Origin of the sequence: Streptococcus sp. 2020WUSS089 (assembly GCF_044427405.1) — a bacterium.
Lineage (GTDB): Bacteria > Bacillota > Bacilli > Lactobacillales > Streptococcaceae > Streptococcus > Streptococcus hashimotonensis.
This window is the reverse complement of record NZ_JAOTGD010000001.1, coordinates 1-15398: the sequence shown is the minus strand read 5'-3', so window position 1 is coordinate 15398 and position 15398 is coordinate 1. Positions and strand designations below refer to the sequence as shown.

At 41.7% G+C, this 15398-nt stretch carries 14 protein-coding genes; 10 read left to right on the top strand and 4 right to left on the bottom strand.

Annotated elements, in window-relative coordinates; genetic code table 11:
- Positions 1-35 precede the first annotated feature (35 nt).
- The 7 genes from ODU46_RS00070 to ODU46_RS00040 all read left to right on the top strand — a co-directional run bounded on the left by ODU46_RS00070 (position 36) and on the right by ODU46_RS00040 (position 7817).
- A complete protein-coding gene (locus tag ODU46_RS00070; protein ID WP_398579039.1) occupies positions 36-1304 on the top strand; it encodes a dihydroorotase in 1269 nt (422 codons plus the stop codon).
- A gap of 130 nt (positions 1305-1434) precedes the next feature.
- Positions 1435-3549, top strand: a complete 2115-nt coding sequence (gene nt5e, locus ODU46_RS00065; RefSeq protein ID WP_398579038.1) for a cell surface ecto-5'-nucleotidase Nt5e — start codon at positions 1435-1437, stop codon at positions 3547-3549.
- Positions 3550-3600: 51 nt separating this feature from the next.
- Entirely contained in the window at positions 3601-4275 is a 675-nt protein-coding gene (locus ODU46_RS00060; protein ID WP_205025950.1) for a nucleoside triphosphate pyrophosphatase, read from the top strand.
- Between the two features lie 329 nt (positions 4276-4604).
- Positions 4605-5093 carry a YkgJ family cysteine cluster protein gene (locus tag ODU46_RS00055; RefSeq protein ID WP_398579037.1) on the top strand — a complete coding sequence of 163 codons (489 nt, stop codon included), beginning with the start codon at positions 4605-4607 and terminating at the stop codon, positions 5091-5093.
- 99 nt (positions 5094-5192) lie between these two features.
- A complete protein-coding gene (gene ylqF, locus ODU46_RS00050) occupies positions 5193-6044 on the top strand; it encodes a ribosome biogenesis GTPase YlqF (RefSeq protein WP_105133934.1) in 852 nt (283 codons plus the stop codon).
- Entirely contained in the window at positions 6031-6804 is a 774-nt protein-coding gene (locus ODU46_RS00045; protein ID WP_398579036.1) for a ribonuclease HII, read from the top strand. Before ylqF ends, ODU46_RS00045 begins: the two co-directional genes overlap by 14 nt.
- 2 nt (positions 6805-6806) lie before the next feature.
- Positions 6807-7817, top strand: a complete 1011-nt coding sequence (locus ODU46_RS00040) for a YdcF family protein (RefSeq protein ID WP_398579035.1) — start codon at positions 6807-6809, stop codon at positions 7815-7817.
- A gap of 33 nt (positions 7818-7850) precedes the next feature.
- Here ODU46_RS00040 and ODU46_RS00035 read toward each other — a convergent pair whose 3' ends face one another.
- The 4 genes from ODU46_RS00035 to ODU46_RS00020 all read right to left on the bottom strand — a co-directional run bounded on the left by ODU46_RS00035 (position 7851) and on the right by ODU46_RS00020 (position 11201).
- The gene (locus tag ODU46_RS00035; RefSeq protein WP_398579034.1) at positions 7851-8501 is read right to left on the bottom strand and encodes a hemolysin III family protein; all 651 of its coding nucleotides are present in this window, start codon (positions 8499-8501) and stop codon (positions 7851-7853) included.
- Positions 8491-9030 carry a DUF1836 domain-containing protein gene (locus ODU46_RS00030; protein WP_105211929.1) on the bottom strand — a complete coding sequence of 180 codons (540 nt, stop codon included), beginning with the start codon at positions 9028-9030 and terminating at the stop codon, positions 8491-8493. Before ODU46_RS00030 ends, ODU46_RS00035 begins: the two co-directional genes overlap by 11 nt.
- Before the next feature lie 389 nt (positions 9031-9419).
- Positions 9420-10610: an IS110 family transposase gene (locus ODU46_RS00025; RefSeq protein ID WP_336372161.1), complete on the bottom strand. Its 1191-nt coding sequence runs from the start codon at positions 10608-10610 to the stop codon at positions 9420-9422.
- A gap of 279 nt (positions 10611-10889) precedes the next feature.
- Positions 10890-11201: a rhodanese-like domain-containing protein gene (locus ODU46_RS00020; RefSeq protein WP_336372162.1), complete on the bottom strand. Its 312-nt coding sequence runs from the start codon at positions 11199-11201 to the stop codon at positions 10890-10892.
- Positions 11202-11330: 129 nt separating this feature from the next.
- Between ODU46_RS00020 and ODU46_RS00015 the strand changes: the two genes are divergently transcribed.
- The 3 genes from ODU46_RS00015 to topA all read left to right on the top strand — a co-directional run bounded on the left by ODU46_RS00015 (position 11331) and on the right by topA (position 14977).
- Positions 11331-11888: a sugar O-acetyltransferase gene (locus ODU46_RS00015; RefSeq protein WP_398579033.1), complete on the top strand. Its 558-nt coding sequence runs from the start codon at positions 11331-11333 to the stop codon at positions 11886-11888.
- Positions 11889-11948: 60 nt separating this feature from the next.
- A complete protein-coding gene (dprA, locus tag ODU46_RS00010) occupies positions 11949-12791 on the top strand; it encodes a DNA-processing protein DprA (RefSeq protein WP_336372164.1) in 843 nt (280 codons plus the stop codon).
- A 92-nt stretch (positions 12792-12883) separates the two neighbouring features.
- On the top strand, positions 12884-14977 hold the full coding sequence (gene topA / locus ODU46_RS00005; protein ID WP_024408846.1) for a type I DNA topoisomerase: 2094 nt from the start codon (positions 12884-12886) through the stop codon (positions 14975-14977).
- The last annotated feature ends 421 nt before the right edge of the window (positions 14978-15398 follow it).

The window sequence follows — 15398 nt, the reverse complement described above, 5'->3', positions numbered from 1 at the left end:
TGGTAATGGCTTTGGTACTACAAAGGAGAATATGAATGTTATTAGTGAAAAATGGTCGAGTATTGGATCCGCAATCCGGTTTAGACAAGGTTTGCGACATCTTGATGGACGGAAGTAAGATCGTTAAGATTGCGGAGTTAATTTCTGCTGACGTTGAACAGGTGATTGATGCGACAGGATTAGTCGTTGCTCCTGGCTTGGTCGATGTTCATGTGCATTTTCGGGAGCCTGGTCAGACCCATAAAGAAGATATTCATACAGGAGCTCTTTCTGCAGCAGCGGGTGGTTTTACTTCTGTTGTCATGATGGCTAATACCAATCCGACGATTTCAAATGTTGAAACCTTAAAAGAAGTATTGGATTCCGCTAAAAAAGAAGCTATTCATATTTATAGTGTGGCAACCATTACAGATCATTTCGATGGGCAAAATCTGACCGATTTTCCTACTTTGCTAGAAGCTGGAGCGGTGGCCTTTTCGGACGACGGTATTCCTTTGACAAATGCTGGCGTGGTTAGACAAGCTATGAAATTAGCCAAAGAGCAGGGCTGTCTCATCAGTCTGCATGAAGAAGACCCTGACCTGAATGGTGTCTTGGGACTAAACGAGCAAGTAGCTGAAAAACATTTTCATGTTTGTGGAGCAACTGGCGTAGCAGAATACAGCATGGTCGCTCGCGATGTCATGATTGCCTATGAAACGGGTGCGCGTGTTCATATCCAGCATCTATCCAAAGCTGAGTCGGTCAAGGTGGTTGAATTTGTTCAAGGTCTCGGAGCAAACGTCACGGCAGAAGTAGCACCCCAACATTTTTCACGAACTGAGGACTTACTTCTAACAAAAGGTGCCAATGCTAAGATGAACCCTCCGCTACGATTAGAAAGTGATCGCTTGGCTGTGATTGATGGGGTGAAATCTGGTGTTATCTCTGTCATTGCGACGGATCATGCTCCTCACCATGCCGATGAGAAAAACGTTGAGGATGTCACTCAAGCACCGTCAGGAATGACAGGCTTGGAAACCTCGCTTTCACTTGGTTTGACGCATCTGGTGGAAGAAGGGCATCTGACACTCGTGCAATTGTTGGAGAAAATGACGATTAATCCAGCCAAGCTCTATGGTCTTGATGCTGGCTATCTTGCTGAAAATGGCCCAGCTGATCTTGTTATTTTTGACCCAAATGCAAATCGGTTGGTCACAGCGGATTTTGCCTCGAAGTCTGCTAATTCTCCGTTTGTTGGTGATAGTCTGAAAGGACAGGTCCTTTACACCATTGCAAATGGACAAATAGTATTTGGTAAATAGGAAATGAGCGGATTAGATAGTTAATTCGCTTATTTCGAACATTTTTAACATGTAAGCGATTTTAATGTTTTTGTTTTTTGTTAAAAAGTGTATAATAGAGATATAAAAAATGCCGAAGAAAGGTCTATTTATGAAAAAGAAAAAAATCTTGTTGCCTGTAATGTCCACACTCTTGTTGGCTCCATTTGTTTTAGCTCAACAAGTACAAGCTGCTGAGACAACGACTGCAGCTACCACAACCAATCAGCCAGCAACGACTGATGCAACTGCTACGGTACCAGCAACGTCAGTTGAAAACGTAGCAACGGAGGAAACTGTTGTCCCTGCTGCGGAAGAAACAGTAGAGGCAGTCATTATCCACACAAACGATGTTCACGGTCGCATTCTTGAAGAAAAGAATGTCATCGGTGACGCAAAGGCTGCGGCAGTCATTGAAGAAGAACGTGCCAAAGTAGAGAATACAATTGTAGTAGATGCTGGTGATGCCTTCCAAGGACTTCCAATTTCCAACTCTACAAAAGGTGAAGACCGCGCCAATATCATGAACCAAGTCGGCTATGATGCAATGGCTGTTGGTAACCATGAATTTGACTTTGGGATGGATCAAGCAATCAAGTACAAGGAAACCTTGAACTTCCCGCTATTGAGTGCTAACACTTACGTTAATGGCGCTCGTGTTTTTGAAGCTTCAACTATCGTCGATAAAACTCCAACTGTTGTAGGTGATGAATTTGTAGTTATCGGTGTAACAACACCTGAAACTGCTACAAAAACCCATCCGAAAAATGTTGAGGGAGTAACATTTACCGACCCAGTCACAGAAGTCAATAAAGTGATTGACGAAGTGGAAGCACGTGCTCTAGCAGATAATCGTGTTTACAAGAACTATATCATTCTAGCTCACCTAGGTGTTGATTCTACAACGCCTGTTGAATGGAGAGGCTCAACTCTTGCTGAAGCACTTTCTAAAAATAGTAAATTAGCTGGTAAACGTGTTATTGTTATCGACGGTCATTCCCACACGGTAGAAGCGACTACCTATGGAGATAACGTTACTTATAATCAAACAGGCTCTTACTTGAACAATATCGGTAAAGTAACCTTGAAATCCGATAAATTATTGGGTGAAGCTGGTTTGATTTCTGCCGCAGATACTAAAAATGTGACGCCAAATGCTAAAATTGCAGCCTTGGTTGATGAAATTAAAGCAAAATATGAAGCTGAAAATGCTCAAGTAGTTATTGAAAATAACCCAGTGGAATTAAATGGAGACCGCTCAAACGTGCGTGTTCGTGAAACCAACTTGGGGAATGCAGTGACAGATGCAATCTATGCCTATGGTCAAACAGGATTTTCAAACAAAACTAGCCTTGCTGTGACTAACGGTGGTGGTCTACGTGCAACAATTGATAAAGATCAGCCTGTTACAAAAGGTGATATTATTGCAGTCTTGCCATTTGGTAACATTGTTTCTCAAATCACTGTGACTGGTCAGCAAATTTATGATATGTTTACCAAGTCTTTATCATCTACATTGCAAGTGAATCCAGAAACTGGCGAGATGCTTTTAGATGAAAATGGTATGCCACTCTTTGAAGCTAGTGGTGGATTCCTACACATTTCAGGAGCAAATGTATTCTACGATCCAACTCTTCCTGTAGAAGAACGTGTTCTTCTTATCGGTATTCTTAATCCAGAGACTGGCGAATATGACGCCTTGGATCTTGAAAAAACGTACTATTTAGCAACAAATGACTTCCTTGCTGCTGGTGGTGACGGCTACACAATGCTTGGCGGAGCACGTGAAGAAGGTCCTTCAATGGACAGCGTCTTTGCTGAATACCTAAAGACAGCTGACTTATCAGCTTATGAGGTTGTCAACCCATATTCACGTATCATTCCTGTAAATTCAAGCATTGACACGGATGAAGATGGCTACCCAGACTTTATCGAGATTTTATTGGATACTGATCCAGAAAATCCAGCATCAAGTCCAGAAACTGTTCCAGCCGAAAATACAGATTCACCATCTAATCAAGTACAAAATACTTCGGCAACGGACAAGAAGGTCCCAGTTGATTCTCCGAAAGTAGGAGATAAAAAACCAGAAGTAGCAAGTCCAGTAAAAACTACAAAAGCAGGAGTCTTGCCAAATACTGGTGACCAGATGAATCTGACGCTCAGCCTGTTTGGTTTAGGTCTTGCAGGACTGGCTATGGCAGTAGGTCGTAGAAAAGAAAATTAATCAATCATCTGAAAACAGGGTCTTCGGACTCTGTTTTTGACTGGAGGAAACATGCAAACTGTATTTCAATATCAAAAAGAGGGGGATCGTGAGCAGATTAGTACTTACGTTCTGCTTAGCAACTCCCCACGTCGTAAACAATTATTGGGATTTTTACAACCACAAATCGCATCAGTTGAAGTGGATGAGCGTGGTATCGAAGAACATTTTATGAAACAATTCGCTACAGATGATTTTCTCACTCGAGCTGCAAAAACCTGTTGTGAAATTTCCAAAGCCAAATCGGACATGGATTTGGTAACTGGCCATCTCTACATTTCTGCAGATACAATCGTCGTATCAGATGGGCAAATTTTTAACAAGCCTCAAGATTTGACAGAAGCTGAAACCATGTTACGTTCCTATTTTGGAAAGAGCCATCATGTTGTAACATCTGTCTGCCTACGGACAAGTCACTCACTGGATGTTTTTTATACGGTTGCACAGATTGATTTTGTCGACTATTATCCAGCCCTTGAAGAGGTTATTCAGTCGTATATCCGTGAAAAGCAGCCACTGGATAAGGCCGGTGCCTACGGTATTCAGGAGCTTGACCCACGCTTTGTAGCAGGTATTTCTGGGGATATTCACACCATTATTGGTCTACCTGTAGCCGAAGTTTCCCGCAGGATTTTTGGGAGTGGGAAAAAAGAGTTCGTCAAGCAAGTCTTTATTTCTAGTTGTTGAGCTGAAACAGTCTATTTCCAGACTGTTTCACTCCCACCCCCGCACAGCTCAAACTGTCTGGGAGACAGTTTGAGGTTGGAGATAGAGCGAACTTTGTTCGCAACAGTCGTAACGGTCAGATTTGGAGTGTGAAACGCGAATTGCTGAGATTTGCTTCGCAAATCTTATCTCCAACCTTTAACAGTCCACTGGACTGTTAAACCCAATCAACCACTGCGCTGAGATGCTGACACTAACCTTATTAAGTGATGCTATAATTTAGCTCAGCAGAAAAATAGCAGAGCTCAATAGCTAGTTTGTGGTATAATAGTGGTCGAAAAGGAGAGTTTATGACCGTCGACATTGAAAGATACAAGCAATTGGCCCAGCAGAAGCAAGGAGAACATCGAAAATTTCTAGCAAATTTGAAGAAAAAAGCACCTAAAAATTTGGATAGAATTGTTCAAGATATTCATGCCGAAGTATTTTCTGAAATCGACTGTACAGAGTGTGCCAACTGTTGTAAAACGTTGGGACCGCTCTTTACAGAAGCAGATATTACCCGAATTGCCAAGCATTTGCGCATGAACCTTCCAGTTTTTGAGGACATGTACTTGCGTGTGGATGAGGACGGAGATAAGGTATTTCAATCCATGCCCTGTCCCTTCCTTGGAGGCGATAATCTATGTAGTATCTATGATGCTCGTCCCAAAGCCTGTCGAGAATTTCCGCATACTGACCGCAAGAAAATTTACCAAATCAACAATTTAACAATAAAAAATACTCTGATTTGTCCCGCAGCCTATCTCTTTGTCGAAAAGTTACGGGAGAGAATTTAAGAGGAACAAGAAAGACAAAATATTGATTTTCTGCTATAATAATAAAAAAACAAGCCGTTTTTACGGCTTTTTTCAATGAATTATATTTAGGAGGACCCCATGGCAACAATTCAATGGTTTCCGGGCCACATGTCAAAAGCTCGCAGGCAGGTGCAGGAGAACATCAAGCACGTTGATTTCGTGACTATTTTGGTCGATGCCCGCCTGCCCCTATCCAGCCAAAACCCTATGTTGACCAAGATTGTTGGCGACAAGCCCAAGCTCATGATTCTCAATAAGGTCGATTTGGCTGACCCTATTCGTACCAAAGAATGGCAGAGCTACTTTGAAGGTCAGGGTATTCGCACCCTGGCTATCAACTCAAAAGAGCAAGCGACGGTGAAAAAAGTGACCGACGCAGCCAAGAGTCTGATGAAAGACAAGATTGAACGTCTCCGCGAAAGAGGGATTCAAAAGGAGACCTTGCGAACCATGATTATCGGTATTCCAAACGCTGGAAAATCCACCCTCATGAACCGTCTGGCTGGTAAGAAAATCGCCGTTGTCGGCAACAAACCAGGTGTGACCAAAGGTCAACAGTGGCTCAAGTCAAACAAGGATCTTGAAATCCTTGATACACCAGGTATTCTCTGGCCTAAGTTTGAGGACCAGGAAGTTGGACTGAAGTTGGCTCTGACAGGAGCCATTAAGGATCAGCTCTTGCCTATGGACGAGGTCACTATTTTTGGTTTGGACTATTTCAAGGCCAACTACCCAGAACGTTTACAAGAACGATTCAAGGGCATGGATTTGGAGCAGGAAACGCCTGAACTCATCATGGACTGGACCAAGAAATTGGGCTTCCGTGATGATTATGACCGTTTCTATAGTCTATTTGTCAAGGACGTTCGAGACGGGCGTTTGGGCACCTATACATTGGATAAGGTGAGTGACTTAGATGGCAACGATTAGGGAAGTGACTGCTCTGCTGGCTCAGGTGGACAGTCTAGACAGCCCTGTCTGGGCAGAGTTGGCTCAGGACGTGCGAACAGGGGTCCAGTCTGCTATCAAGAAACGCCGTAAGGAGCTGGAAAAAGAAGCAGCAGAAGACGCTCGCTTAGAAGCTATGCTATGCTACGAAAAAGCCCTTTATGAAAATGGGGTGGAGTTAATCGCTGGTATCGACGAAGTCGGCCGGGGGCCTCTAGCAGGTCCTGTGGTGGCAGCTGCGGTTATCTTGCCCAAAGGGTGCAAAATCCGCTACCTCAACGACTCCAAGAAAATCCCTAAGTCCAAACATGAAGCAATCTACCAAGAAGTCATGGAGCGGGCTCTGGCAGTCGGTGTAGGTGTCAAAGATGCAGCTGTCATCGACCAGGTCAACATCTACGAGGCGACCAAGTTAGCTATGTTAGAGGCTTTGGGAAAGCTGAACCAAGAGCCTGAACATCTCTTGATAGATGCAATGAAGTTGGATACCTCCATACCGCAAATCTCTATCATTAAGGGGGACGCCAACAGCCTTTCTATCGCAGCGGCCTCTATCGTGGCCAAGGTGACGCGGGACAAGATGATGGTGGATTATGACAAGGAGTTCTCAGGCTACGGCTTCGCCAAGAATGCTGGTTATGGAACGGCAGAGCATTTGGAAGGCTTGAACAAGCAAGGCATCACGCCCATTCACCGCAAAACCTTTGAGCCCATTAAGTCTATGGTAGCAGGGGGAAACTAGTCTTGACAGTCTTTTTCTGGTTATTTTTAGCGGCTATCGGTTTGTTTGCTCTCATCTATTTCTGGGAGCGGCGGTCGATTTTTATCTCACTGTTTGCCTTGAACCTCCTCGTCTGGGCCTTGGCATGGATTATCTCAACAGGCATTCTCGAAAACAATGAAATCTTGCGCTTGCTGGCTATAGCCGTGGCGATGGTGCTCTTTTTAGCCTTGTTAAGCGGCCCATTTGTCTTACTTTTCACACTTTATCTGAATGGCTTTCAGATTTTGAAGAGAGAAGGGGTTCGCTTCCATAATTTCCTATCCATGGGACTGGCGATCGCCCTGACTTTCTATCTCTTCATCGCTCCCTTTGTGGTTCAATCCCTTTCAGGCATCAGCTTTTTTAACATGCTGTTCGTCTACGTTGGTTTTTTGGTGTCCTATGCCATTATCATCAGCATGCTCTATACCACGTCTAGTTTTGTCAACCTGGTCAATCTATTCCCGGGAAAGCTTGATTATGTGGTGGTCTTAGGTGCTGGCTTGATTGGTGACAAGGTAACGCCACTTTTGGCTTCGCGGATTGAAAAAGGCATAGCGATCTACCAGAAACATCCTGGCAGCAAGCTCATCATGTCAGGCGGACAGGGTCCAGATGAGCTCATGGCAGAAGGACAGGCTATGGCTAATTATGCCTTGGAACAGGGTATTCCTGTGGAAGATATTGTGATAGAAAACCAATCAACTAACACCGAAGAAAATTTGAAATTTTCTTATGCCCTGATGAAACCTGGCAGTCGATTTGCCCTTGTCACCAATTACTATCACGTTTTCAGAGCTCTGCTATTGGCACGACAATTGAAAATCAAATGTATCGGCTACGGCGCAAAAACCAGATTTTACTTTAGCCTTAATGCCTTCATTCGGGAATTTGTTGGCTATGTGGTCATGAGCCGAAAGGCGCATTTGGTCTTTTTGAGCATCGTGTCAGCCCTTTATCTGATTGGAGTGATCATCAGTTTAATGCATTAAAAAACAGCCTCTAGGTTTCTAGAAGCTGTTTTCTTATAACATAAAGTAGACAATGGCGATATATTGAAGTGCTGAAGCTAGTAGGATAAAGAGATGCCAAATCATATGGAAATAAGGCTTTTTCTTGGCGTAGAAGAGGGCTCCAATGGTGTAAGATAAACCACCAGCTAGCATCAAAATTCCGAAAACAAGTCCTGTCTTTTGCAAAATGGCTGGCAAAATAAAGACAACCAACCAGCCCATAAAGAGATAGAGAAAAAGACTGAATTTTTCATTGATTTTTTTGGCGAAAATTTTATAGAGAATGCCGAAAATGGTTAATCCCCATTGCAAGCCAACAATCAGGTAACCCAACCAACCACCGACCAAGGATAGGGCAACAGGTGTGTAGCTTCCAGCGATAGCAATGTAAATCATGCTGTGGTCGATAATCCTTAGGATGTATTTGTGAGTAGAAGCGTAGGGCATGGAGTGGTAGATGGAAGAGGATAGGAACATGAGAAATAGGCTGATGACAAAGATAGACATGCCAACTATCGCTGTCACATTATAATCTTCAAAGGAATGAATAGCTGTAACAGGAAGCAAAGCAAGCATCAATAGAGCTCCAACCGCATGTGTGACACTGTTAGCAACCTCCTCTCCAAAGGATAGTTGCAGGCTCAATTTCAAACTAGGATTCATGGTGACTCCTTTCTAACTCCATAGTGAGTTGACGGGTTTTGTAATATAGTTTAACAGACTGGCAGGCATAACGAATGATTTCAGGAGTTTCATCGCTCTCCTCATTTCGCATACAGTCAACAAAATGATTGTATAAGGTTTCAGAGTTGTTCGAGTGGAGAAGAAGATTTAAGGTCTGACTGATTTCTTGAATGGAAAAGACATTTTTTAAGATAGTCAATGCTATCAAGCGGGCAACTTGCTGTTTTTGATATTTTTTCTTAATAGGTTTTTCAAGCTGTTTATGTTTGACGTAGTTGTTGATCATTGCAGCAGTTAATACTCTTCGAAAATCAACATTATCCCTTGTCAACTTGCCTTGATGAACCCCAGTTTTATCATCAGCTTCGTTTCCTAGGCTACTGTAGTATAAACTCTTCTGTTCAAGGCTTTCCTGAGAATGGACTACTTGATTAACATACAGCAGAACTTGGTCCAAATACAAATCTAAATCAGGTAATTCATGCCAGTAGGGGATAGTTTGTTTCATGGTTATCTACTTTCTTTTATCTAGTATCGATAACTAGATTATATAATTTTTAAAAAATAAAGTAAAGAAAAAGGGCTTGGCAGAAAGTTCAGCCTCGATTCTCAGAGTTCGTGTCAACATCTCAGCGCAGTGGTTGATTAGCAGCTTTGTTCGTGTTTCACATTCCAAATCTGACCTAATCAACTGTGCGGGGGTGGGAAGACGAACTCTTTTTCTACCATTTGTCAAGCCTTTCAAGGTATTTGATGAACAATATTTTGAATTCAGTAGTCAAAATAAGGAAATTATTTTATTTTGGACTAAAGTTTAGTGTAAAAAGTGTATACAAAAGCAACACCTTATGTTGAAATTTTTTGATAAGGTGTTACAATGATAGAGCATAAACAGTTTTACCGATTTTGGGTAGAAGTATAATCGTAAAGCTTATTATGCGTAATGAGGTAATACATTGTCCGAATGAGACGATGTATGGAGGCAATCGTGTGTGGCTTCGTTGAAGTCGTTTGCGATTGTCTTTTTCGTTTCTCATAAAAGTCTGCGATATGGCAAGGATTGGTATGACTAGCTGAAGCGATATTGTGAATGCATTTGAACAGAATCTTTCTAGCGTAGGGATTTCCACGCTTGGTAATGTGTTCCTTAGCGATGAAGTTACCAGATTCATAGTGTCTCAGGTCAATACCGATAAAGGCATTGATTTGATTGGCAGACTGAAAACGGCGAATATCTCCCAGTTCGCCAATAATACTTGTTGCAGTAGTCTCAGCTATTCCAGGAATAGAGAGCAGAATGTCATACTCTGGTAAAGGTTGAGCTAGTTCCACCATTTCGTCTAAGACTGCCTGTCTCTGTTCAGAAAGTCTAAGCAATTCTTTTGTATAGTAACGGACCTCTTCCAGCATTGGAGAGGTTTTCTTGACGGTACAATAAGATTGATTAGCTAGTGCTATCAGTTTCTCGGCTAAGTACGCCACACGCTTGTCAGAAATCCGTTTTGAAGTGGATTGACGAATGCTTTCTGAGAGTTTATCCTTGCTTAACTCAAGCACGAAGTCCTTACAAGGAAAAGCTATAACTAAGTTCCAGTATTGTTCACCAGTTGGTGTTGACAAGATAGTTTCCAATTCAGGGAAAGTGACCTGTAAGACCTTGTGCAGGCGGTTTTTAGCCCGAACGATATCCTCGGTCAGATTCTGATAGAATCGACTTAAATCTCGCAGATTTTGATAGACTTCTTCTTGGACATAGGTCGGTTTACGATTCAGTAAAAACTGAGACTGAGCCAGTTTTTCAGCGTCAATTTGATCTGTTTTCCGCACACGCAAGCTATCCAGTTGCTTCTTAGCTTCTAAGGGATAAGCATAGCCATTATCTTCTAGAAAAGTTTGAAGACGACGAGAATAGACGCCTGTTGCTTCAAAGATGATTTCAGGCTTGTGGACGGTTTTCAAATCGCCAAGTAGCCGAGAAAAGCCAATGGCATCATTGGACATGGTATAGCCATGAACCTTCTCGCCATTGACTAGAATGGCTACTTCTGAACTTACCTTACTCACGTCAATCCCAAATACTACTCGCATGATATTACCTCTTTGTCTTGAATGATTCCTTGTTTTAGTGATGTCATTTTCAATACTCGACGTCTGGCGTCCCACATACTTTGATAACATTCTTTCTAAAACAGGTGCCTTGCCAGTTTTTGATGCGACGTCTAGCGTCAAAAAGTCCCACGACTTAACAAGACACCTCTACTTTATCATCTTGAGAATGAAAAAAGTAGTGAGTACTCTCTCCCGTCGGAGATTTCCTCACTACTAATCTTAGTATGTTTTAGACTGGTCGAGTTCTGTCCTACTCCCTTATTTCACAATTGAACCGTCCCAAGCATCCATGCCACCTGCAATATCATTTGCCTTATATCCCTTAGATGACATGATTTCTCTGGCCAGCTTGCTACGTTTTCCACTCTTACAGATGAGGAGATAGTGTTGGTCGACTGGTCCATCAAATGTGGCAATCCGATCCATGGGACAATTAATAGCACCATCAATATGACCAGCTGAATATTCTTCTGGGTCACGAACGTCTAGCAATTGGACAGATTCGGTTTGCATCAAGTCGAGCAATTCTGCAGCAGTCAAAGTTATAGTTTGTTCATGTTTTTCTTGCATGATTCCCTCTTTCGTTGGTTTAAATTAATAAGAACAATACCAAATCTTAGCTGGACTTGTCAAGAAGGATTGACTTTTAGAATGAGAAATCCTATGATAAGTAGTAAGAATAAAAAAAGGAGCAGATGTATGCTGACTGAAAAAGAAAAGATGATAGCTGGGCAATTTTATATAGCTGCCGATCCAGAACTTAGACAAATTAGAACGCTGGCTCGCCAAAAGATGCGGGACTTCAATAATGAATTAGATGGCTCTGTACGTTCTCAAATCTTGAAAAACTGGTTTGGAACTACAGGTGAGCGGATTTACATGGAGCCAAATTTCTACTGTGATTACGGAAGTAACATTCATGTCGGAGAGGATTTTTATGCTAATTTCAACTGTACTATGCTTGATGTTTGTCCGATACGAATTGGGAAAAATGCCATGCTTGGTCCCAATGTGCAACTGCTGACTCCCTTGCATCCCTTGAACCCTGACGAACGCAATTCTGGCTTGGAATATGGCGCACCTATTACCATTGGTGATAATTTCTGGGCTGGTGGTGGTGTGACAATCTTACCAGGCGTGACCTTGGGGGACAATGTCGTTGTTGGTGCTGGTTCTGTTGTAACCAAGTCTTTTGGTGATAGTGTCGTTTTAGCGGGAAATCCTGCGCGTGTTATCAAAGAAATACCTCAAAAATAATTCTTCCATTTGGGAGAATTTTTTCTTTCCATTACGAACAATAAGAATGAGGTGAAGAAAATGAATAATTTTGAATTGTTTAAATGGAAAAAAGCAGGTTTGACCAATCTTAATATTAATAAAGTTTTGGCCTATCAAGAAAAACACGGTAAAAAATTGACCTTACGTAACGTCGCTGTAGTGTCTGAATGTAAAAATCCAGTGCTATTTATGGAAAATTATAAGAATCTAGATACAAAAGCCTGTCGCGAGGAATTTAATAAGTATCCATCATTTTCAATTTTAGATGACATCTATCCTTTGGCACTCAAACAGATTTACAATCCACCTATACTTTTGTTTTATCAAGGGGATTTAGAATTGCTAGAAAAATCAAAGCTGGCAGTTGTTGGTACACGAAATGCCAGTAAAAATGGTATCCAATCTGTTCAGAAAATTATCAAGGAACTCAATAACCGTTTTGTCATTGTCAGTGGTTTGGCAAGAGGAATTGATACGGCTGCCCACATCGCCAGTTTGAAAAATGGAGGCCAAACCATTGCTGTAATTGGAACAGGTTTGGATAAGGTCTATCCCAAAGAAAACAAGGACTTGCAGACCTATATTGGCAAACACCATCTGGTGCTGACAGAGTATGAAGCTGGTGCTCAGCCACTCAAATACCATTTCCCAGAACGTAACCGCATCATTGCTGGGTTGGTAGAAGGTCTGGTGGTCTGTGAGGCAAAAATGCGGTCTGGTAGCTTGATTACCTGCGAACGTGCCTTGGAAGAAGGAAGAGAAGTCTATGCTATTCCAGGTTCCATTATGGACGGAAAATCAGATGGTTGTCATCATCTGATTCAAGAGGGGGCAAAGTGCATCACATCAGGCTTGGACATCATTTCTGAGTATCAATTTTAAAACAAGTCTTCCTATAGGAAAATAAATATCTTGACACTGACTGAAAAATAGTATATTCTTTGTGAGGTTAAAAATATTTGTAAGGTATAAGAATGGCTACAAAAACAGTTAGTAAGAAAAAAACAACAACCAAGAAAAATCTCGTTATTGTAGAGTCGCCTGCTAAGGCAAAAACAATCGAAAAATATCTTGGTAAAAATTATAAGGTCGTTGCTTCAGTCGGGCATATTCGAGATTTGAAGAAATCTAGTATGTCTATTGACTTTGATAACAACTATGCACCTGAGTACATCAACATACGTGGAAAAGGGCCACTCATCAATTCTTTGAAAAAAGAAGCAAAAAATGCAAAGCAAGTCTTTCTTGCGAGTGACCCGGACCGCGAAGGAGAAGCAATTTCTTGGCATTTGGCTCACATTTTGGGATTGGACGCAAACGATAAAAACCGTGTTGTCTTTAATGAAATTACAAAAGATGCAGTAAAAAATGCCTTTCAGGAGCCACGTGCTATTAACCTAGACTTGGTAGATGCCCAACAAGCTCGACGCGTCTTAGACCGTATTGTAGGGTACTCCATATCACCTATTTTATGGAAGAAAGTCAAAAAAGGTCTGTCAGCAGGACGTGTTCAATCGGTTGCTCTCAAATTAATAATCGACCGTGAAAATGAAATCAGCAATTTTAAACCAGAAGAATATTGGACAATTGATGCAACCTTCAAAAAGGGGAGCAAGAAATTCCAGGCTTCATTCTACGGTATAGATGGAAAGAAAACTAAAATTGAAAACAATGAGCAGGTTAAAGAAATTCTCGCCCGACTTGATGGGGATGATTTCTTAGTAGAACAGGTTGAGCGTAAGGAACGCAAACGAAATGCACCTCTGCCTTACACAACTTCTACTATGCAGATGGATGCGGCTAATAAAATCAATTTCCGTACTCGTAAAACCATGATGGTTGCCCAACAACTTTATGAGGGTGTCAGTCTTGGCGCAGGTGGTACCCAAGGTTTGATCACCTATATGCGTACGGATTCAACACGTATTAGCCCTGTTGCACAAGCACAAGCTGCTGACTTTATCACGGAGCGTTTTGGTGCTACCTATTCAAAGCATGGTAACAAAGTAAAAAATGCCAGTGGTGCACAAGATGCCCACGAAGCCATTCGTCCATCAAATGTTAACTTAACACCTGAATCAATTGCAAAATATCTGGACAAGGACCAGTTGCGACTATATACACTGATTTGGAATCGTTTTGTCGCAAGTCAGATGGCTGCAGCAGTTTTTGATACCATGAGTGTTCGTTTGGGTCAAAATGGTATTGTTTTTGCTGCTAATGGTAGCCAAGTAAAATTCGATGGTTATATGGCGGTCTATAACGACGCTGATAAAAATAAAATGTTGCCAGATATGGAACAAGGTGACACGGTGGTACGCGCGTCAACAAATCCAGAACAACACTTTACTCAGCCACCAGCTCGCTACTCTGAAGCAACCTTAATTAAAACATTAGAAGAGAATGGTGTAGGTCGCCCGTCAACCTATGCACCAACAATTGAAACCATTCAAAAACGTTACTATGTTAAGCTTGCGGCTAAGCGATTTGAACCAACTGAACTCGGAGAAATCGTTAATAAGCTGATTGTTGAGTTCTTCCCAGATATTGTCAATGTCAAATTTACAGCCGATATGGAACAAAAATTAGATGATGTAGAAATCGGGAAAGAGCAGTGGCAGAAGGTCATTGACGGTTTCTATCAGCCATTCAAGGTAGAATTATCTAAGGCAGAAGAACAGATGGAAAAAATCCAAATTAAGGATGAACCAGCTGGCTTTGACTGTGATGTTTGTGGACATGAAATGGTTATTAAATTAGGACGTTTTGGAAAATTCTATGCATGTAGCAATTTCCCAGACTGTCGCAATACCAAGCAAATCACTAAAGAAATCGGTGTGACTTGTCCGGTTTGCCAAAAAGGGCAAGTGATTGAACGCAAGAGTAAACGCAATCGTCTTTTCTATGGTTGCGATCGCTACCCAGAGTGTGAATTTACTTCTTGGGACAAGCCAGTCGGGCGTTCTTGTCCGAAATGCGACCACTATCTCGTTGAGAAAAAAGTTCGTGGTGGTGGTAAACAAGTTGTCTGTCCAAATGGTGACTACGAAGAAGACAAGATTAAATAAGATTAAACTGCTATTCTCAAGGGAATGGCAGTTGTTTTTTATAGTCATGTTAGTTTATCTTAGTTTACTTAGATAAGCGAGAAGCTGGGTAAAAAGTCCATCATCACTTCTCAAGGTTAGTGTCAACATCTCGTGTTTCACATTCCAAGTCTGACCTCTACAACTGAAGTGAAATAAACGGCAATACCAGTTTGAAAAAATGTTTGAAAAAATGTTTAAAAAAATGGTAAATTCTCAAAGTAAGTTCTAGTTCCCGTCCTTCCAGAAGTTACTTTGAGAAAACTGCATAACACCAACAGAATTTAGTCTCAGACTAAGTTCTGTTTTTGCCTAAAGCTGCAGATTCAAGGAATTTTTAGGGTTGAAAATGTTGAAAAAAAGAGTACACTAAAGTTACTGGCTCTGAGACGTCTCAAAGTAA

Bases quoted from the DNA above. Each gene is read 5' to 3' on its own strand.
- ODU46_RS00015 (WP_398579033.1), top strand. From the start codon at position 11,331: ATGCTGACTGAAAAAGAAAAGATGATAGCTGGGCAATTTTATATAGCT.
- ODU46_RS00035 (WP_398579034.1), bottom strand. From the start codon at position 8,501: ATGAATCCTAGTTTGAAATTGAGCCTGCAACTATCCTTTGGAGAGGAG.
- ODU46_RS00025 (WP_336372161.1), bottom strand. From the start codon at position 10,610: ATGCGAGTAGTATTTGGGATTGACGTGAGTAAGGTAAGTTCAGAAGTA.
- ODU46_RS00045 (WP_398579036.1), top strand. From the start codon at position 6,031: ATGGCAACGATTAGGGAAGTGACTGCTCTGCTGGCTCAGGTGGACAGT.
- topA (WP_024408846.1), top strand. From the start codon at position 12,884: ATGGCTACAAAAACAGTTAGTAAGAAAAAAACAACAACCAAGAAAAAT.
- ODU46_RS00060 (WP_205025950.1), top strand. From the start codon at position 3,601: ATGCAAACTGTATTTCAATATCAAAAAGAGGGGGATCGTGAGCAGATT.
- ODU46_RS00030 (WP_105211929.1), bottom strand. From the start codon at position 9,030: ATGAAACAAACTATCCCCTACTGGCATGAATTACCTGATTTAGATTTG.
- nt5e (WP_398579038.1), top strand. From the start codon at position 1,435: ATGAAAAAGAAAAAAATCTTGTTGCCTGTAATGTCCACACTCTTGTTG.
- ODU46_RS00055 (WP_398579037.1), top strand. From the start codon at position 4,605: ATGACCGTCGACATTGAAAGATACAAGCAATTGGCCCAGCAGAAGCAA.
- ylqF (WP_105133934.1), top strand. From the start codon at position 5,193: ATGGCAACAATTCAATGGTTTCCGGGCCACATGTCAAAAGCTCGCAGG.
- ODU46_RS00070 (WP_398579039.1), top strand. From the start codon at position 36: ATGTTATTAGTGAAAAATGGTCGAGTATTGGATCCGCAATCCGGTTTA.
- ODU46_RS00020 (WP_336372162.1), bottom strand. From the start codon at position 11,201: ATGCAAGAAAAACATGAACAAACTATAACTTTGACTGCTGCAGAATTG.
- dprA (WP_336372164.1), top strand. From the start codon at position 11,949: ATGAATAATTTTGAATTGTTTAAATGGAAAAAAGCAGGTTTGACCAAT.